At 28.8% G+C, this 18,924-nt stretch carries 16 protein-coding genes and 1 tRNA gene; 12 read left to right on the forward strand and 5 right to left on the reverse strand.

What is annotated here, in order from left to right:
- Positions 1–139: 139 nt before the first annotated feature.
- The 3 genes from EXC53_RS01135 to EXC53_RS01145 form a co-directional block, all read right to left on the reverse strand.
- A complete protein-coding gene (locus EXC53_RS01135; protein WP_129724553.1) occupies positions 140–1,768 on the reverse strand; it encodes an IS1634 family transposase in 1,629 nt (542 codons plus the stop codon).
- Between the two features lie 227 nt (positions 1,769–1,995).
- Positions 1,996–2,982 carry an MAGa7180 family putative nuclease gene (locus EXC53_RS01140; RefSeq protein ID WP_119572233.1) on the reverse strand — a complete coding sequence of 329 codons (987 nt, stop codon included), beginning with the start codon at positions 2,980–2,982 and terminating at the stop codon, positions 1,996–1,998.
- Between the two features lie 3 nt (positions 2,983–2,985).
- Positions 2,986–3,627 (reverse strand): hypothetical protein, encoded by a 642-nt coding sequence (locus EXC53_RS01145; protein ID WP_119572232.1) that lies wholly within the window; start codon positions 3,625–3,627, stop codon positions 2,986–2,988.
- Between the two features lie 397 nt (positions 3,628–4,024).
- Here EXC53_RS01145 and EXC53_RS01150 point away from each other — a divergent pair, with 397 nt between their 5' ends.
- The 3 genes from EXC53_RS01150 (at position 4,025) to EXC53_RS01160 (ending at position 7,666) form a co-directional block, all read left to right on the forward strand.
- Positions 4,025–6,670, forward strand: coding sequence for a glucose PTS transporter subunit IIA (locus EXC53_RS01150; protein WP_119572231.1), 2,646 nt, complete (start codon positions 4,025–4,027; stop codon positions 6,668–6,670).
- A 138-nt stretch (positions 6,671–6,808) separates the two neighbouring features.
- Positions 6,809–7,456: a LemA family protein gene (locus tag EXC53_RS01155; protein ID WP_119572230.1), complete on the forward strand. Its 648-nt coding sequence runs from the start codon at positions 6,809–6,811 to the stop codon at positions 7,454–7,456.
- Positions 7,457–7,581: 125 nt separating this feature from the next.
- Positions 7,582–7,666 (forward strand) — tRNA-Leu (locus EXC53_RS01160).
- A 59-nt stretch (positions 7,667–7,725) separates the two neighbouring features.
- Here EXC53_RS01160 and EXC53_RS01165 read toward each other — a convergent pair.
- Positions 7,726–8,883 carry a low temperature requirement protein A gene (locus EXC53_RS01165; RefSeq protein WP_119572229.1) on the reverse strand — a complete coding sequence of 386 codons (1,158 nt, stop codon included), beginning with the start codon at positions 8,881–8,883 and terminating at the stop codon, positions 7,726–7,728.
- Positions 8,884–9,019: 136 nt separating this feature from the next.
- On the opposite strand from EXC53_RS01165, the gene EXC53_RS01170 reads away from it, so the two are divergent.
- From EXC53_RS01170 to gatB, 9 genes are all read left to right on the forward strand, one after another.
- Positions 9,020–10,234: an IS3 family transposase gene (locus EXC53_RS01170; protein ID WP_129724513.1), complete on the forward strand. Its 1,215-nt coding sequence runs from the start codon at positions 9,020–9,022 to the stop codon at positions 10,232–10,234.
- 153 nt (positions 10,235–10,387) lie between these two features.
- Positions 10,388–10,693: a holo-ACP synthase gene (locus EXC53_RS01175; RefSeq protein ID WP_119571834.1), complete on the forward strand. Its 306-nt coding sequence runs from the start codon at positions 10,388–10,390 to the stop codon at positions 10,691–10,693.
- A 7-nt stretch (positions 10,694–10,700) separates the two neighbouring features.
- Complete coding sequence (locus EXC53_RS01180; protein ID WP_119571833.1) at positions 10,701–11,471, forward strand: lysophospholipid acyltransferase family protein; 771 nt, start codon at positions 10,701–10,703, stop codon at positions 11,469–11,471.
- On the forward strand, positions 11,458–12,261 hold the full coding sequence (locus EXC53_RS01185) for a segregation/condensation protein A (RefSeq protein ID WP_119571836.1): 804 nt from the start codon (positions 11,458–11,460) through the stop codon (positions 12,259–12,261). The genes EXC53_RS01180 and EXC53_RS01185 overlap by 14 nt, the downstream gene beginning before the upstream one ends.
- Positions 12,251–12,823, forward strand: a complete 573-nt coding sequence (gene scpB, locus EXC53_RS01190) for an SMC-Scp complex subunit ScpB (RefSeq protein ID WP_119571832.1) — start codon at positions 12,251–12,253, stop codon at positions 12,821–12,823. Before EXC53_RS01185 ends, scpB begins: the two co-directional genes overlap by 11 nt.
- Positions 12,824–12,875: 52 nt before the next feature.
- Complete coding sequence (locus tag EXC53_RS01195; protein WP_119571831.1) at positions 12,876–13,730, forward strand: pseudouridine synthase; 855 nt, start codon at positions 12,876–12,878, stop codon at positions 13,728–13,730.
- A 9-nt stretch (positions 13,731–13,739) separates the two neighbouring features.
- Complete coding sequence (locus tag EXC53_RS01200) at positions 13,740–14,042, forward strand: glutamyl-tRNA amidotransferase (RefSeq protein ID WP_119571830.1); 303 nt, start codon at positions 13,740–13,742, stop codon at positions 14,040–14,042.
- Positions 14,042–15,367 carry an amidase family protein gene (locus EXC53_RS01205; protein ID WP_119571829.1) on the forward strand — a complete coding sequence of 442 codons (1,326 nt, stop codon included), beginning with the start codon at positions 14,042–14,044 and terminating at the stop codon, positions 15,365–15,367. Before EXC53_RS01200 ends, EXC53_RS01205 begins: the two co-directional genes overlap by 1 nt.
- Complete coding sequence (gene gatB / locus EXC53_RS01210; RefSeq protein ID WP_119571828.1) at positions 15,360–16,784, forward strand: Asp-tRNA(Asn)/Glu-tRNA(Gln) amidotransferase subunit GatB; 1,425 nt, start codon at positions 15,360–15,362, stop codon at positions 16,782–16,784. Before EXC53_RS01205 ends, gatB begins: the two co-directional genes overlap by 8 nt.
- Positions 16,785–16,913: 129 nt before the next feature.
- Here gatB and gyrB read toward each other — a convergent pair whose 3' ends face one another.
- Entirely contained in the window at positions 16,914–18,866 is a 1,953-nt protein-coding gene (gene gyrB / locus EXC53_RS01215; RefSeq protein ID WP_119571827.1) for a DNA topoisomerase (ATP-hydrolyzing) subunit B, read from the reverse strand.
- Positions 18,867–18,924: the final 58 nt, after the last annotated feature.

Genomic DNA, 18,924 nt, shown 5'->3' on the forward strand with positions numbered 1-18,924 from the left:
GAGTTTTTCTTTATGGTTGAATCTCAGGATCGGCTTTACCGATTGATCCTGAGTTTCCAAGTTGAGACGCTATAAAAAACGAATACATCTATAAATAAGGTGTATTCGTTTTTTTACATTTAAAATTACACACATAGAATTAACTCATACATGCGATAAAATCTTTATAAATTTTTATATTTTCTTTGTGGTTTTCATCCAAATCATTAATTATTTCTTGTACCACTTTTCCATTTACTTCTTTTTTTGTTATAGTCATCATTCTTAATGAATCCACAAATAAATCTAACGTCACTTTTTGTATTTCTCCATTGATTTCATAATATTTCTTTAATTTATAAAGACAGTATTTTAAAACAACAAGAGCAATGAAACATAATAAAAGATGTGCAAGTATATGCTGTTCATTATGAACAAAAACAGGTCTAACTTGTAAAGAAGATTTTAATGTTCTGAAATTTTCTTCTACTTTTCATTGTTTTCTGTAAATTTCATTAGCTTTTTCTGGTGTTAAATCTAAAATATTGGTTTCAATAATGTAAAAACCATCTTCAGATTCTTTTTTCTTAATTTTCTCTCAATTTAATTTACCCACTGTTTTGCCATCAATGTCCATGTATTTCTTTTTATATTCTGGAACTAAAGAACTAAGTGGGAGTTCTCCATTTACAGTTTTCTTATTCAATTTATCAATAAAATTATTTCTTTTTAATTTATCTAAAGTCTTTTTCCCAGGACTGAAAAACACACATCATTTTCTGTATTTACCATTAAATCTATTTTTGTTTCAAACAGATTCAACAATTTGTTCTTTCCAAAACATTTCATCTCTAAAAACATAATGTTTGTCCTCAAGAATGAATTTTTTCATCCCAATACTTAATGTATCTAATCTTTTTTGGAATATATATTTAATTCCTTTTTGTTCTAGGAAACGTAAGTTTGCATTGTTATTTATTCCACGATCTGCAACTATTATAATATCCTTTATTTTATAGATTGATTGAAGTTCTAAAACGAAGGATAACATTGTTTTACCATCAGCCGTGTTACCTGGGAACACTTTATAGTGTATTGGTATTCCGTTTTCATCTACAGCCATTGCTATGACTACTTGATCTTCATTGTGTTTTCCGTCTTTTGAAAAACCGTTTTTTCTTATTCCTTCTCTTGTAAAGCTTTCAAAATAAACTGTTGTGTTATCGAAGTGAAAAACTTTATTATTACGATTTGTGAATTCATTTATTTTTTGAAATAAATTGACTAAAACAGAATTCTTATTTTCGAAAATAACATCAAGATAGTTATATATTGATGATTTTTTAACATTAATATCATTTATAAAATCACTTTTATTTTTATATTGTGACATATAGCTTCTTGGAAGGATAATTCTAGTTGCTATGAAAAATTCCAAAACCTCTTCTAACGATTTATGTTTACTTTTTGGTAATGCCGAAAATAAATCTAATTCTTTAATAACTTTATAAATTAAATCAACTCCAATATTTTGGATACTTGTTTTTACAGAAGTAGGTTTTAATAATTTAAAAAACTCTTCTTTTGCAACAGTTTTATCTAAAGATGTATCTACTTTTTTTGCTATTTCTTTTATATCTTCAATTGAAGATAATCCATACTTTTCTTTGATATCTTCTCAGTACCCTAGACCAATCTGATTTCCATAACCTTTTTTAAAACCTTTAGAAATAGCTAAAACTAAATAATATTTTCCATTTTGTTTTTTCTTGCATAAACTGTAACTCATGCTCTTATTATATCATTTTATGTGTGTAATGTAAGTAAAAAAAACATTTTTTTCTTTAGGTCATATATCTTTGATATATGTATAAAAAAATAAGCCTAAAAAATAAGCTCAACTTGGAAACTCAGGAAATCAAACAGACGGCCAAGGAGTAATAGATGTTTACACATCAGGTACTCGCAGTGCTATTGGTTAGAAAAAACTCATACTTAATAAGTATGAGTTTTTCTTTATGGTTGAATCTCAGGATCGGCTTTACCGATTGATTTTCATTTTTCTAAAAGTGCAATTCATTGTTCTTCATTTTCACAAAGAAGATAATCAATTTGATCTTGGTCTTTTTGCAAGTCAAATAAAGGCGAAACTTTTGTATTTGTATAATATTTATATCAATTACGAACTTTGGTAATGTCATCTTGAACTTCTAGTTCGTTAATTTCATATTTATAGCTTCGCATGTTTCTTTGGTTTAAATCAACATCAGCTGGATTTTGATAGTCATTTTCTTCCAAAAATAAAGCAATAATAATGTAACGTAAATTACCATTCAAATAAGAATATAATTGACTTTGTTTTCGATACGATAAATCAACTTCACCCGCATCTCATTTAGCCATTTTTTTAATTCCTGCTGTTTTGATTTCTAAAATCACACCTTTTTCACGATGTTCTTTATTAAATTTATATTCAAGTAATGCGATTTGATCTTCTAACTTTGCAATTTCTTCGATTTTATTGTTATTTTTAAAATTAGTTAACTGTTTTTTTAACTCATTAATTTCGTTTTCTAAATTAAATTCTTCAAGAGTTGACATATAACCGTCAGGCACTCCTCCGAAAATTTCATCTTTACCAGCGAAATAATCATAGTTATAATCGGCGGCAACATAATTTAAAATTTTTGAAGATCACTTATTAGGTTGACTTTCTCTTAATTTATCAAAAATTAGTGGTTCAAGAACGGTCCCTGCATGAACATATTTATTAATCATTACAGGAAGTTTTAATCTTGTGATGTGACAAAATGCACCAAATTCAGATTTAAAAGGTTCATCTTTTAAAAGAATATCTCCAATAGAGCTTCCTCCGATTTTTTTGTACTTTGTTCATTGATTATTTGATTTTAAAGCAGCAAAAAGCGAATCGCTTAGGATCATTTGACGATTTTCTAAGTCAATGAAGTAATCTTTTTTATTATAATATTTTCTTTTAGCCATGATTTATTTTAAAAAATTACTAATAATAACATCTGCCATAATTTCGACATTAGAGAAATTAGGAAGTCAATGACGATTAATTAAGACATCCATTGGAACAATGTGATCAAAGCAAATATTCACAAGTTTATCAAAACTTGTCTCTGTTGAGTTATCATCAACTCCGGGTACAAATTTTTGTGCATCCATAAATTTTTCAATTCTTATTGATACAATTCTAATTTCATCACCCTCTTTAACAGTTTGTTCAAGTCTTTTCTTATTCCCTTTGAAATAGTCAAGTTCGTTAGGAAAACGTAGATCATCTATTAAAAACAAACTATTTTGATTAGCTTTTGAAGATTTTTCCGCAATATCCACAATTTTATCGAAAACTTTTGCACATCAAACATTGTTATCGATGTTTCTACCAACTTCACCCATTGCAATTCAAAGTGGACGAACAATTTCTTTATCAACTCCGTCTCAATTAATTTCTTTTAAGATAGGTTCTGTAATTTGCTTAATTGGCTGAGCAAAAGATAAAACATGTACGTTATTATCGAAATCCTCTGCACATTTTTCTTTTAATTTATTACTAAGAAGCCCTTTACCACTTCTTCTTTTACCATTAATTAAAATAATTACGTGTTTATTTTTTGACATAATTTCTCCTTATCATTAGTTTTATTAACAATTAATAATGTGTAATTATTATAGAGAGAAAAAGTGACCCTCTAAATAATAAATAAAAAAAATAATAAAAAAATGGAAGTTCTCCCATATTTGAACAAAAAATGAATAAAATTTTAATCAGATTTTCAAAAATGAAAAAATGTTTCATATTAAAAAGTATATTTTTAATTGATTTTTCATAGATAAAATAGCATTTTTAAGAATTTTTTCGTTTTTCATTTTCTAATGTGGAAATATTTATCACTTTCTTTTCTCTTGATTAGTTATGGTAAAAAATATTAAGTTATTGCTTAGTACAATAGTAATTAGATATTAGAAAATTAATATCGATATTTAATGTTTTTAAAACTTAAAAAGAAAGGATAAAATGTTTTCACTATTTAAAGGAAAAGTTTTTTCTTCTCAAAAAGAAAAATCAAAAAATAATAGTGGTTCAGGAAAAGTCAGAAAAGTTTTATCAAAAATTTCTGGTGCCTTCATGCTTCCTATTTCAGTTATGGCAATTGCCGGAATGTTTTTAGGAATTGGTGCTGCAATTAACTCTAATTCATCATCAGAAGGTTTAAAGATTTTTGGTTCATTTATCACTAACTTAGGTGATCCAATTTTCTTCTTATTACCACTTTTATTCGCAATTGCATTCGTTATTGCGTTCACAGATGAAGCTGGTGTTGCTGTTTTTGCGACAGTTATTGGATATACAGTATTCTTAGCAATTCAGTCAGTCTTTATTTGAGACAAATCAACTTCACATCTTACTACAACTAATGTTTATGACATAGTTTTAGATAAAAACAACATTGCAAATGAATTTGGAAATGTTGTTGTTAACAACCAAAAATTAGCAGTAGCTTATGATCAAGTTGGTACACCTACTTACTACTTATTAAGTAACGAGGCGTCTTTACAAGATCACATTATTTTAGTACAAGTTAAAAAAGTAAATGATGTTATTTCTTTTGCTGATTCAAAAGGAAAAGCATTAAATCTTGCTCTTAATGCACAAAATGTTCTTGTACAAACTAAAGTAAACCCAGGTTATACAGTGTTATTCTCAGGACTTGGAAGAAATCCTGAATCACTTTATAAATTAGTTGGTTCAAGTTTAGGTATTAAATCACTTCAAACTTCTGTTTTTGGTGGTATTATTGTTGGATTAGTGGTTCAATGAATTTACAGAAGATTCCACACAATCCAATTACCAAGTGCTATTTCATTTTTTGGAGGAAAAAGATTCGTAGCTTTAGTTACAATTCCTCTTATGGCTATTTTAGCCTTTGTTTTCTTAATCTTTTGACCATGAGTTGGGGTTGCTTTAAACGCCGCAGGTAAAGGATTAGGACAATTAAAATATGGTGATTCATTTGTTTTTGGATGAATCGAAAGATCATTAATTCCATTTGGATTACACCAAGTATTTTACTCACCACTTTGATATACACCAGTTGGTGGGGATGTTGAGAGTGCGTTAAATTCTTACTTAGCATCTAAAGAAGGTTTAGCAGCAGTTGCTAAATTAACAGATCAACAAGCTGCAGACTTAGAGTCATTTAAAACTTTCGTTGCAGAAAATGCCGCAAGATTACAAGGTGACTCAACAATTTCACTTAACATTATTAAATGAGATAAAAACCAAGTATTTGGTAAACCAGTATTTGACTTCTTAGCACAAGATTTAGGAATCCGTGTTGGAAGATTTATGGATGGTAAATTCTCAATTATGATGTTTGGATTACCAGGAGCTGCTGTTGCTATGGTTTTAGCTGCTCCAAAAGAAAATAGAAAAGTTACATTAGGAACTGTTCTTCCTGCTGCTGCTACATCATTCTTAATAGGGGTAACAGAACCAATTGAATTTACATTCTTATTCTTATCACCAGTATTATTCTGAGTATTCCATGCAGGTTTAGCAGCTGTATCATTCTTACTTGCAAACGTACTTGGAGTACACATTCCAATGGCCTTTTCAGGTGGAGCACTTGATATGGTTATTTACGGTATGGTTAATGTTCAAAAAGGAACAAACTTCTACTGACCATTTGTTGTCGGAGTTCCATACTTCTTTATCTACCTTGGATTATTCTACTGATTCATTCGTTGAAAAGATCTTGAAACACCAGGTAGAGGTGGAAATACAAAATTATTCACAAAAGCAGATTACAACGCAAGCAAAAACGACGCTTCTACAACAACAAGCGATTTAGGAAATGTTGATAAAAAAGCTTTAGATATCGTAGTAGCATACGGTGGAATTGATAATATTACAGCATTTAATAACTGTGCTTCAAGATTAAGATACGACGTTAAAGATGCTTCATTAGTATCAGAAAGTAAATTAAAAGCAGCTGGTGCTTTTGGAGTTAAATACGAAGGTCAACACCATGTTCAAGCAATTTTTGGACCTGCTGCTGAACAACTTAATGCTAAAATTAAATCTCAAAGAGAAGCAATTAGAGAATATTTAGCAAAAAACCCTCAATTTACAGAAGCGGATGTAATTGAAGCTACACAAAAAGCTTTTAACGATCAAACAGAAGAATTAATTAACCCAGTTAAATTACAAACTGTTGCACGTGGAAAAATTATGAACTTATCAGAACTTAATGACGGTGCGTTTTCAACAGGTGCACTTGGACAAGGTTTTGCTGTTAAGTTTGCTTCTGATAAAGAAGGTAATGTTTATTCACCAGTTGACGGTCAAGTAGACTTAGTGTTTGGAACAAAACACGCTTACGGAATTTCAACTAAAGAAGGCGTTAAATTATTAATTCACATCGGAATTGATACTGTAAAACTTAATGGTGAAGGATTTACATCACTTGTGCAAACAGGAGATCATGTTAAAGCTGGTCAAAATATTGCAAAAGTAGATTTAGAATTACTTGCAAGCAAAAATATTCAATCAGATGTTATTTGTGTTGTTCTTCAAGAAGGATCTCACAAAGACTTCTCATTTACAAATGAAGAATTAGAAGCTCAAACTACAACAACTCTTGTTGGTGAAGTTAGATAATTTTCATTTCAATTTTTAAAATCTAGGTCATAGATCTAGATTTTTCTTTTTGAATTAAAAAATGAATATCTGATTTTAATAAATTTAAATTATTTTATAATTTAGTTATATATAACAAAAAATTTAGGAGAAAGCAATATGGCAAATATTTTTGATCAAAGACAAGAAAGAAAAGAAGAATCTTTTACACCAGCAGTTGACAATAGACCTGTTAAAGCACAAGCTGGAACTTTAGGAAAAGTGGTTTGATATGGATCATTTATCTTCTTGATTCCAATTATTTCACATGTTTCAACAAGAAACTCTTTACTTGAACAACAAAACGCAATTCAAGAAGCAGCTTCAGGGATTGATATCCAACTCACCAAACGTTTTGACACTTTAAGTAAGTTATACCAACAAGTTAAAGGTTATAAAGAAATGGAACAATCTGTTTTTGAAGAAATTTCAAGATTAAGAAATTTAACAAACTCAGGAAATACAGCAGCAAATTCAGCTGAAATTGAATCACTTAATCAAAATATTTTTTCAAGATTAATTGCGGTTGTTGAAAACTATCCAGATCTTAAAGCTTCAAAATTGTTCCAAGAATTAATGGATGAAACAATTAATATTGAAAGAGAAATCGCAGCTTCAAGAAGACTTTACAATTCAAAAGTTAATAGATTTAACTCACAATTATTTACTTGACCATCAGCAGTTATTGCAGATTCATTAGGTCTTGAAACAATTCCGCTTTACTCAGCTTCAAAAACACAAATTCAAGATGTGCAAATGAATTTCTAATTTCTTATTAGCGTGCAAACTTAAACTAAAAGAATCACTTTTATTAGTGATTCTTTTTTAAATTAAATGATTTATAACTTTATTCTTGACTTTGTTTTCAAATAATTTATAATATTTTTGCAATTGCCCGAGTGGTGAAATTGGCAGACACGCTAGACTAAGGATCTAGTGGAGCAATCCGTGCAGGTTCAAATCCTGTCTTGGGCACCATATCTAAGTTTATTAGATCATATTAAATTGAAAAAACTTAGCTTTCAAAGCTAAGTTTTTTATTTTTCATTTTTTTGTTTTTCTTGTAAACGAGAATGCTCCATTTTATCAAAAATTGTTTGAAATTTCACGTTAATAATTTGCAAGATAATTGCACTAGTTAAAATAAATGACACAATAAAACGTGAGTTATTAAAAAGAAACATTAATGCAAAAGCTGTCATTCAAATTGAAGCTGTTAAAATGTAATATTTGAAATCAAGTTTGAAATATCCTTTAATATATCTACTTCCAACGTGCAATCCAAGAATAAAGATAAACATATTGATAACTAAAAATGTAACTCTAAATAGATTGTTAATTTTGACAGATGAGTGTAAAAATCCGATTCCAACTGTTAAACCTGCAATAGAGATAAAAATTAGAACGTGTGTATAAATAAGATGCATTCCACTTGTAGCTTGATTTATCTCGATTAAATCATCATAATAAGTTATGTACAAGTAAAACATGCCGACCATAATTAAAAAGACAAAAACTGTATCAAAATCAATATTTTTAAATTTAAAAAAGAGGCTTATTGTCACAACAGTTTCCCCAAAAAACACTATTGTGAGCAAAGTCATTCTTTCAAGTAAGTGACCAAAATTCATTGGCACTTTTGAAATTCGTTTAATATATATAAGAGGAATAATTCACGCTAAAATTGTTGCAATAATAGCCAAATAATTTCCATACTTATATCCAATTATTAATCCAATGATAAATAAGGTGACCATCATTGCTGTCATTGCAATAAAAATGTTTGCAACATATTTATCGTTTTCTGTCAGGTTTTTATTTTTAATCCTCACATATAGGAATTGAAACATGGTAGTCATAATATAAAGCATTAATCCCAAAGTAGCGGGAACAAATGATTCTTCTCATTTTGCTGTAATTTCAACTGAAAAAATCATTAGGAAGAACATATTTGCAAAAATTGCCCCTCGACTCATTATTCCATTATTTCCGTACCTATTAACAAAGGTTGTTTCTAACGTTCAAGTTGCAATTAAAGCCAAGAACATGATTATATATTTTAAATATTCGTCCATTGCAATAAAACCGTGGTGCAAATGTCCTAGAACATGTGTTAACCTTGAAATTGCAAAAACAAAAACTAAATCAAAAAATAATTCTGTTAATTCTACTTTCTTGTGTTTAAATAATTTCATTTCCCTCCTTGTTTTTTGTTTATAAATATTATATTTTATAAATGAGTAAATATTTACATTTTTCAAAGATTTTGCTTGAAAAAAGCTGAAATAACACCTTTTTAAACTAGGACAATAAAAATTAACATTCCTTCGAATGTTAATTTTTTATATTTTTAAAGGAGAAAAAATGGGAAAACATTTTACAGAAGAACAAGAAAAAGAAATTTATAATACATTTTTTCAATTAGGTAAAAAGGATGCGATTGAACTGATGTATAAATATGGTGCAAAAGCAAAAGATAAATATGTGAAAGCGAGATTACGAAGAATATTAAAACATTATAATTTTAATATGAATAAAAAACCAAGAAAGCCTGGAACCGGTAGGTCAAGAAAAGCGAAAGAACAAGATATAAATTGAGACATTTTTACACGAGAAGATTTAATTGAAATTGCAAAAAGATATAGAGAAATTACAAAAGATAAATTTAAAACAGAAAAAGTTCAAGAGGCATCACATATTAATATGGCTTCGTATAAACTTGCTATTTTGTTGTATCTTTGTAGACAAACAATATCCAAACATAAAAGAAATAATTTTGCTCCTAGAATTAAATCCAGAAAAATAAAGTACCAAGACTTGATTATTGATTCATTTAAACAAAATAGATCTAAATATGGTAGACAAAAATTAAAATATTTTATCTTAAAGCACTATAAAATAGACATAAACGAAAGAACTCTGGGAAGATATATGAATGCCTTAGGTTTATTTTGCAATGTCAGAAAAAGAAAAAAACTAAAAGAAGTAAAGAATACATCTGTCATAAAAGAAAACATTGTTAATAGAGATTATAATGATGTATATAACAGAAATATATATGCTACTGATGTAACATATCTTCCAGCGACAAAAGATGCAATAAACAATAATGTTTATCTTTCAGTAGTAATTAAACATAAAACTAAAGAAATAATTAGTTTTTCTCTTTCTAAATTTAATGATTCCAAATTAATTTACAAAACATTTGAAAATGTTGATTTTGAAAAAAGTTTTATATTACATTCAGATCATTGCTCAACTTATACATCTGATGATTTTTCTCGTTTTATTCAAAATAAAGGTGGAATAATTTCACTTTCAAAAGTAGGAAATAGTTTAGATAATAGAGTTGTGGAATATTGATTTTCAAATTTAAAAACTGAATTAATTAGAGATTTAAATATCAAAGCTATGACTTTGAGTGAACTAGAAAAAGTGATATCTAATTATGTTCATTGATACAATAAATTTAGAATTCAATCATGTTTGAATTGAAAAACCCCATACGAATATAGTATGGGGCTATCCAATTTGATAAATTGTTAATTTTTTCTGTCCTAGTTTATTTTGACTAGCTTTTTTCATAAATTAATGATTCCAAAAGCAATCTACTTATAAAAGTCAAAAAATCTATTTATTTTACAACAAATTAAAAATAAAGTTATTAATTTATTTAAATAATAAATTATAATTAAAACTATGAAGAATATAGGTGTAGATTTAACTAAAATCTCACGTTTTGTAGCTGCGTCAGATTCTTTTGCTCAGAGAATTTTATCACCAGCTGAATACTCAGATTATTTAAAGATAACAAATGAAAAAAAAGCATTATTCTTAGCTCGTGCCTGAGCAATTAAAGAGGCAATTTTTAAGGCTAATAATTCTTATTTTTCATTTTCGAAAATAGAACTTCAAAAAATTAATCATCGTTGAACTTTTAAGAATTTTAGTATTTCAATTAGCCATGATGGCGATGATTTAATTGCCTTTGTAATTGAAAATTAGGAGAATTATGAAAAAATTTGCTTTTAACATAACACTTAAAAAGATTTTATTTGCTTTACCTTGAATTCATCGTGCAAGAAAACTTTGATCAATGTCAAGAAAATACAAAAGAACACCAGAGATGGTTTCTTTAAATGAACGTTATTCATATTTATTAAAATTATCAAAAAAAATTATTAAAATGCATAATGTTAACTATGTAATTAAAGGACTTGATAATTTACCAAATAATGGTGGAGTTTTATTAACACCAAATCATAAATCAAACATTGATGCTTTACTTATTATTGCTGCTTTAGAAAAACAAACAGAAGCACTTGGAGATTCACACAAATTTCCTACTTTTGTTGCTAAAAAAGAACTTGAGAAAAAGAGAGTTTTAAAACATGCTTTAAAATTACTCGATACTGTTTCAATTGATCGTGCTAATTTTAGAGAAAGTTTAGCTAAAGTACTAGAATTTGGAGAATATCTTAAAAAAGAGAAAAGATATGGCGTGATTTTTCCAGAGGGTACAAGAGTACAAGGTGATGATTTAGGTGAATTTAAAGCAGGTGCTTTTAAAACTGCTCAAAAAAATTATTTAAATATCATCCCGGTTGCAATTATTAATTCAGAACAAGCTTTAAATAGCAAACGAAGAGGAAGAATTAAAGTTATTGTTTCTTTCTTAAAACCAATTAAAGCAAGCACAATTATAGGACAAGACGCCAAAGCACTTGGTGAAAAAGTTAGAAAATCAATTATTGATGAGATTAAAAAATATGACAAAGAATAAAAAAAATAAAACCAATCCATTTTTTAAACGCAATAATCATTCAGATGAATTTATTTCGGATGATTATACTTTTAAAATTAATGATTTTGATGGACCGCTTGACTTACTTTTATCTTTAGTTAAAGATAAAAAAATTAATATTTTAGAAGTGAATTTACTTGAAGTGGCTAATCAATATTTAGAAATTATTAATCAGCTTAAAGAAAGTGAAATTGATATTGCTGGTGATTATTTAGTTATGGCTGCCACACTAATTCAATTAAAAGCAAAAATCTTACTTCAAGAACCTGGCGAAGAAAATGAGGAAGTTGAAGAAGAGAAAAAGCAAATTTTGCAGCAATTAATTGAATACCAACAGTTCAAAGAGGTTCGGGAAACTTTGAGACTTTTTGAAGAAGAGCGGCAAGACTTATTTATTAAAAAACCAAGTAATGTTGAAGAATTTCTAATTGATAGTGACGACGCAACTTTAGATGGTCATTCTAATCCGGTAAAATTAATCACAGTTTTAAGAAAAATGTTTGAGCGGGTATACGCACAAAAGCTCCGTCAAACCAAGCTAGATAATTTCAATCTTACACCAGCTGATCAAATCGAAAAAATTAAACTTATGCTTCAAACCAAAAAAGAGCTTAGCTTTGAAGAAGTTTTTGCACTTCCGAGTTTAAAACACTTTGTTATTACCTTGATTGCTATTTTGGATTTAGCAAGACAACAATATCTTGAAATTATTCAGGATCATCAATTTGATCAAATTCAAATTATTAGAAAGGAAGTTTATGAAGAATAAAATTATCGAAGCACTTCTTTATATTCAAGGTGATGAGGGTATAAATCTTGAACAAGTCAAAGAAATTTTTAATTTAAATACACTTGCGGAAGCTAAAAAAATTATGATTGACTTTCAAAGACATTTCAATGATGAAGATCGTGGTTTAAAAGTTGTAGCATTTAATGATGTTTATAAATTGGCAACACGTGAAAGTGTTAAAGAATACATTCAAAAAATGGTTAGTGTTACAAAAAAACACAAGCTTTCAAATGCTGCAATTGAAGTTGCTGGAATTGTTGCTTATAAACAACCAGTTACTCGTAGTCAAATTGCTCAAATTCGGGGAGCTGCAAGTGATCAAGTAATTAATACACTTTTAGTTAAAGGAGTAATTGAGGAAGTTGGGGTTGCTCAAACACCAGGACATCCTGTTTTATACGGTGTAACTAATAAATTTTATGATTATTTTAAAATTTCCACAATGCGGGACTTACCTTCTTTAACTGATTTTAACTATGTTGAAGGACTTGAAAATGAAGCTAATGATTTTGATTTATTTTCAAGTCAAAGGGAAGAATAATCCAACTTACTTTTAGGATTATTTTTTATTTAATTTTTAAGAAGGGAAATTTATGTTCGAAATTTTAGCCACAAAAAATGATCAAGGTCGAACTTTATACAAGTTGCTACAAAAATATTTAAATAATTTACCAATTAGCAAATTAGAAAAAATATTTCGTAAAAAAGATGTCAAGGTTAATGGTAAAAGAACAAATCAAAAAGATTTAATTATTAACGAAAATGATCAAATTATTGTTTATGCTGTTTTTGATGTCCAAAAAGAAACCAAAATTAACAAATCAGCAGGAAGTGATCTTAATATCTTATATGAAGATGATCAAATTTTAGTTATCGATAAAAAATCAGGAATTGAAGTTCATGGAAGTGATGAAAGCTTGGATATGGTTGTTTTAAATTACTTAAAATACAAACAAGTTGATAGTTTTAAGCCATCACATGTAGGACGCTTAGATAAAGAAACTAGTGGAATTATTCTTTACGGAAAAACATATCAAGCATTAGTAGCACTCAATCAAGCAAATGCAGAGTTTGTCAAAAAATATTTATTTTTAAGTGATTTTAATGAAGAAAAAAGAGTCGTGGAACTATATATGTTCAAAGATTCTCTTTCAAATAAAATGAAAGCTTCTAGAACGCCTTTACCGAATTCAAAATACGCTAAAACAATTTTAACTTTTGATGGTAAACGCAAAATTGCAGAACTGGCACAAGGTGGTCGAAAACACCAAATTAGAATTGCACTTCAAAATATTGGAAAACCAATTTATGGAGACAAAAGATACGGAGGAAAAAAAGCATCTCGTTTAATGCTTCATTCTTACTATCTTAAATTAAATGGCTTAAAAGGTGAACTAAGCTATTTAAATAAAGTTGAGTTTTATTCTTTACCTAAATGACCAAAATAAGGAGTTTTTATGCAAAAAATAGATAAACAATCTTTAAAAGAAATTGTTAGTTCTTTAATGTTCGAACCAACAGATGAAGTTATTGAAAATATTTTAATTAATTGAAATTCAATTCATCTTCAATTAGAATGATTAAATGACTTAGATTTAGAAAATGTTAAGCCACTATCTCATTTAAACGAAATTCCTCAAATTGATTTTTTAAGAGAGGATAGCGAAGATATTTCATGGAGCATTACTAAACAAGATATTTTAAAAAATGCTGCAACAAAAGATTTAGACTATGTAACTTTAACAAAGGTGGTTAAATAATGCAACGTAAATTTCAAAATTTAGGAAATGCTACTTTAGCTTTAAATGAATTACAAAATGATCAAAATAATGCAGTTGCTAATTTATATTCAAAACCTAAACAAATTAGCAAACAAGGACTTGTTGCTAATGTTGTTTTAACTATCAAAGATGTTTTTGCAACCGAAGACTTACCAACTCAAGCAAGCTCAAAAATTCTTCTGAATTTTGAGCCAAGTTATAATGCAACTTGTGTTCAAAAACTTTTAGACAACGGAGCGATTGCTCTTGGGAAAGTGCATAATGACGAACTTGCTCTTGGTGGAACAGGAACACATAGTGCTTTTGGTTTAATTAAAAATCCTCTTGATCAAGCTCGTTTATCAGGTGGTTCTTCATCAGGTTCTGTTGCAACATTTACAAAAAATATTGGAATTGCTTTAGGAAGTGATACTGGTGATTCTGTCCGTCTTCCAGCAAGTTATAATGGTGTAGTTGGTTTTAAACCCTCATATGGAGCAATTAGTCGTTATGGTATGTTTGCGTATGCTTCATCTTTAGATACTGTTGCTTATTTTACACATAACATTAATGATTTGATTTTAACATCACAAACCCTTTATGGTAAAGATTCAAAAGATATGACTTCTGTTGAAGTTGAAATCCAAGAAGTTAAGAAAACTAAACCTCAAAGTGTTTTAGCTTTAGATTTTAGTGATTTAATTAGTGATTATGTCCAAACAAGTTTTTCAAAATTATTAGAAAAATTAAAAATAGAAGGAATTGATGTTAAACTTATTAAACCTGATTATAAAATTTTAAGAACAATTAAACCAATTTATCAAATTATTAGTTTTTCAGAAGCTTCTTCTAATCTTGCGAATTTAAATGGAGTTGCTTTCGGGAATCGAATTGAAGCTAATTCATGAGAAGAAATTATGCGTCAAACTCGTAGCTTAGGTTTTGGAAAAATGGTCCAAGAGCGTTTAGCTTTAGGGAGTTATTTTCTTTATGAAGCAAATCAAGCTGAAATTTTTGTGAAAGCTCAAAAAGCTAGACGTGTTGTTAAGGATTATTTAGCAAGCTTACACGCTCAAGCTGATGTTGTGATTTATCCAGCTTTTGGAGGGGTTGCACCTTTAATTAATGAACCGCAAAGTTATGGTATTATGGATTATATTTTAACAGGAAGCAACTTAGCTGGTAATCCATCATTAACTATGCCACTAGGAAAATATCAAAATTTACCATATAACCTTGCATTAGATTGCGGAATTTATCAAGATCAAAAATTATTAGGAATAGCAGAGTATTTTGAAAAAATTTTAGGAGGAATCAATGAATAATTTAGAAGTAATTATTGGTTTAGAAATTCACTTAGAATTAAAAACTCAAACTAAAATGTTTTCACCTGCTCGGATTGATTTTAATGCAAATCCTAATGAATGTGCACATCAAATTGATTTAGCTTACCCAGGAACTTTACCACTAGTTAATAAACAAGCTGTCAAATTTGGAGTTGCTCTTGCAAAAGCTTTAAATATGCAAATTGATGATGAACTTCATTTTGACCGGAAAAATTATTTTTATCCTGATTTACCAAAAGGTTTTCAAATTACTCAGTTTTATCGCCCAATTGGTAAAGATGGAGAAATTACAATCAAATTGGAGAATCAAACAAAACAAATTCAAATCGAAAGAATTCATCTAGAAGAAGATACTGCAAGACAACATCATGGTGAAGATGGAACAAAATTAGATTATAATCGTGCAGGAATTCCGTTAATTGAAATTGTTACTTACCCTGTGATTCGAAGTGCTGATGAAGCTGCTACATATGTAGATATGATTAAAAAGACAGCTTTGGCTTTAGAAATTTCAGAAGCTAAATTAGAACAAGGTTCATTACGTTGTGATGTTAACATTTCATTACGTCCATATGGTGTTTCAAAATTCGGAACTAAAGTTGAAATTAAGAATATGAACTCACTTTCAAATATCAAAAAAGCAATTGAATATGAAATTAAGTTGCAAAGTGAAAAAATTCTAAAAGGCGAAAAAATCTTACAACAAACTAAACGTTTTGATGATCAAGCTAACACAAATATTGTAATGAGAACTAAAACAGGTACAGTTGATTATAAATATTTTCCTGAGCCTAATATTCCTTTTATCAAACTTTCTAAAAAGTTTATTGATGAGGTAGAACTTAAAGAATTGCCTCTTGAAAAAGAGTCTAGATATCTTAATGCCGGAATTCAAAATATTTACGTTCAATCCTTAATAGATGATTTAGATTTAGCTAAATATTTTGACTCAATTCCATATCAAGATAAAGATAAATTATCAAAGGTTTTCTTTGCTGAAATTGTCTCATTAGCTAATTCAAAATCAACACTTGCTTATAAATTAAATATTAAGCCTGAGCATATTGCGGAAGCCTTAGTTCTTTTGGAGCAAGAAATAATTTCTGGTAAATCTCTGAAAAAACTAATTCCTTTATTACCTGATTTTGAAGGTAATCTAGATGAATTGCTTACCAAACATAATTTAAAACAAATCACAGATCCAAATTTAATAACAAACTTAATTAACCAAATTATGGAACAAAATCAAGATCTTATTGTTGAATATCCAACTCGTCCAGAAAGAGTTGTTAAATTTATTTTAGGTGCAATTATGAAGCAAACAGGCGGACAAGTAAATCCGCAATTATCTAATGATTTAACCATTAAAGCACTAGAAGAATATTTTAAAAAGTAATCTTAATGATTACTTTTAACGAAACTTAGGAATAATTAAGAGAGAAAATAACAAAAAGCTAGCAATGTTTTTAATAGGATGAAATTGATTGAAAAAAGTAAGAGATATAAATCTCTTACTTTTTAAATTTTATAAATCAATATTTGTTGCATATTTTGCATTTTTTTCGATGAATTCTTTTCTTGGTTCTACTTGATCACCCATTAAAGTTGAAAAGATTAAATCTGCTTTGTATGCATCTTGAATTTGTACTTGAAGCATTTTTCTATTTTCAGGGTCCATAGTTGTTTCTCAAAGTTGATCCGGATCCATTTCTCCAAGCCCTTTATAACGTTGAATGTTAATTTTGCTATTTGGATTTAATTTAGACATAATCTCTTCTTTTTGTTCATCGTTGTATGCATATTCAACTATTTTACCTTGTGAAATTTTGTAAAGCGGAGGTTGGGCGATATAGACAAAACCATATTCAATTAATGGTTTAAAATATCTATAAAAGAATGTTAAAAGCAATGTACGAATATGAGCACCATCAACATCGGCATCAGTCATGATGACGATTTTGTGATATCTTAATTTATTAATATTGAAAGTATCTCCAAGTCCTGTTCCGAGAGCTGTGATTAAAGACATGATTTCTTCGTTTTCTAAAACTCTTTCTTGACGAGCTTTTTCAACATTAATTACCTTACCTCTAAGTGGTAAAATTGCTTGTGTTTTACGGTCACGGCCCATTTTAGCACTTCCACCCGCTGAGTTCCCTTCGACAATGTAAAGTTCACTAACTTCGGCGTTTTTACTACTGCAATCACTTAATTTTCCTGGTAATCCACCATTATCAAAAGCACTTTTTCTTCTTGCGTTATCTCTAGCTGCATTTGAAGCTAATCTCCCTTTACGAGCGATTGTTGCAATTTGAATAATTTTTTTAGCAAGTTCAGGGTTTTCGTTGAGAATTCTTTCAAAGACTTCAGAAAAAACTCTATTAACTGCGATTCTAGCATCTTTTGAACCCAACTTTCCTTTGGTTTGACCTTCAAATTGTGGAGTTGGGTGTTTAATCGAAATAACCGCTGTTAAACCTTCTGTTAAGTCTTCTCTTGAAAATTTTTCAGAATCTGTTTTAATGATTCCTTTTTCAATTGCATAATTGTTTATTAATCTCATTAATGAATCATAAAATCCAGAAACGTGTGTTCCACCTTCGTGAGTAGAAATGTTATTTGTGTATGAAATAATATTACTTCTATAAAAATCGCTAAGATATTGACAAGCTACTTCAACCCCGATTGTAATAGGTGAACCGTCTGTTCTTTCACCTGCTAGATATTCACCTTCTGCGTAAATAATTTCTTTATTAATTGGATCATATCCTTCATTAACTTCTTTAACATAGTCAACAATTCCATTTTCGTATTGAAATTCTTGGAATGAATTATCTCTTTCATCAGTAACGCTAACATATAATCCACGATTTAAGTGTGCAATTTGTTTTGCGTGATCAATAATTAAATCTTTATCAAAGCTATTTTTTTCCATAACTTTAAAGTCCGGATGAAATTCAATTGTTGTCCCTGTTGAATCATCATTGGTTTGACCAATAATTTTTGTTGATTGAACTGTTTGTCCACCATTAGCAAATTCTGCGTAATAAATATTACCATCTCTTTTAACTCAGGCTTTCATTCAATCACTTAATGCATTAACAACACTGGCTCCAACACCATGAAGTCCACCACTAACTTTGTAAGCTTGTGATTCAAATTTTCCGCCAGCATTTAACTTAGTTAATACAACTTCAAGAGCACTAATTCCGAATTTTGGGTGTGGTCCAACAGGGATTCCACGTCCATCATCTTCGACAATAATACTTTCATTTTTAGTAATTGTAATATTGATGTTGTGAGCATAACCGGCCATACTTTCATCGACAGAGTTATCAACTATTTCTCAAACAAGATGATGTAATCCTGCTTTTGCGGTTGTTCCGATATACATTCCAGGACGTAAGCGAACATGTTCTAAACCTTCTAGATATTTGATATTACTTGCGTCATAATTTTGTTTTTTAATTTCGCTCATACAACCTCCTTAAAGTGTGTTTATTAAATATATAAAATATATTTAATTTTTTAAATTA

It is taken from the genome of Mycoplasmopsis gallopavonis (assembly GCF_900660635.1).
In the GTDB taxonomy this organism is placed as follows: Bacteria; Bacillota_I; Bacilli_A; order Mycoplasmatales; family Metamycoplasmataceae; genus Mycoplasmopsis; species Mycoplasmopsis gallopavonis.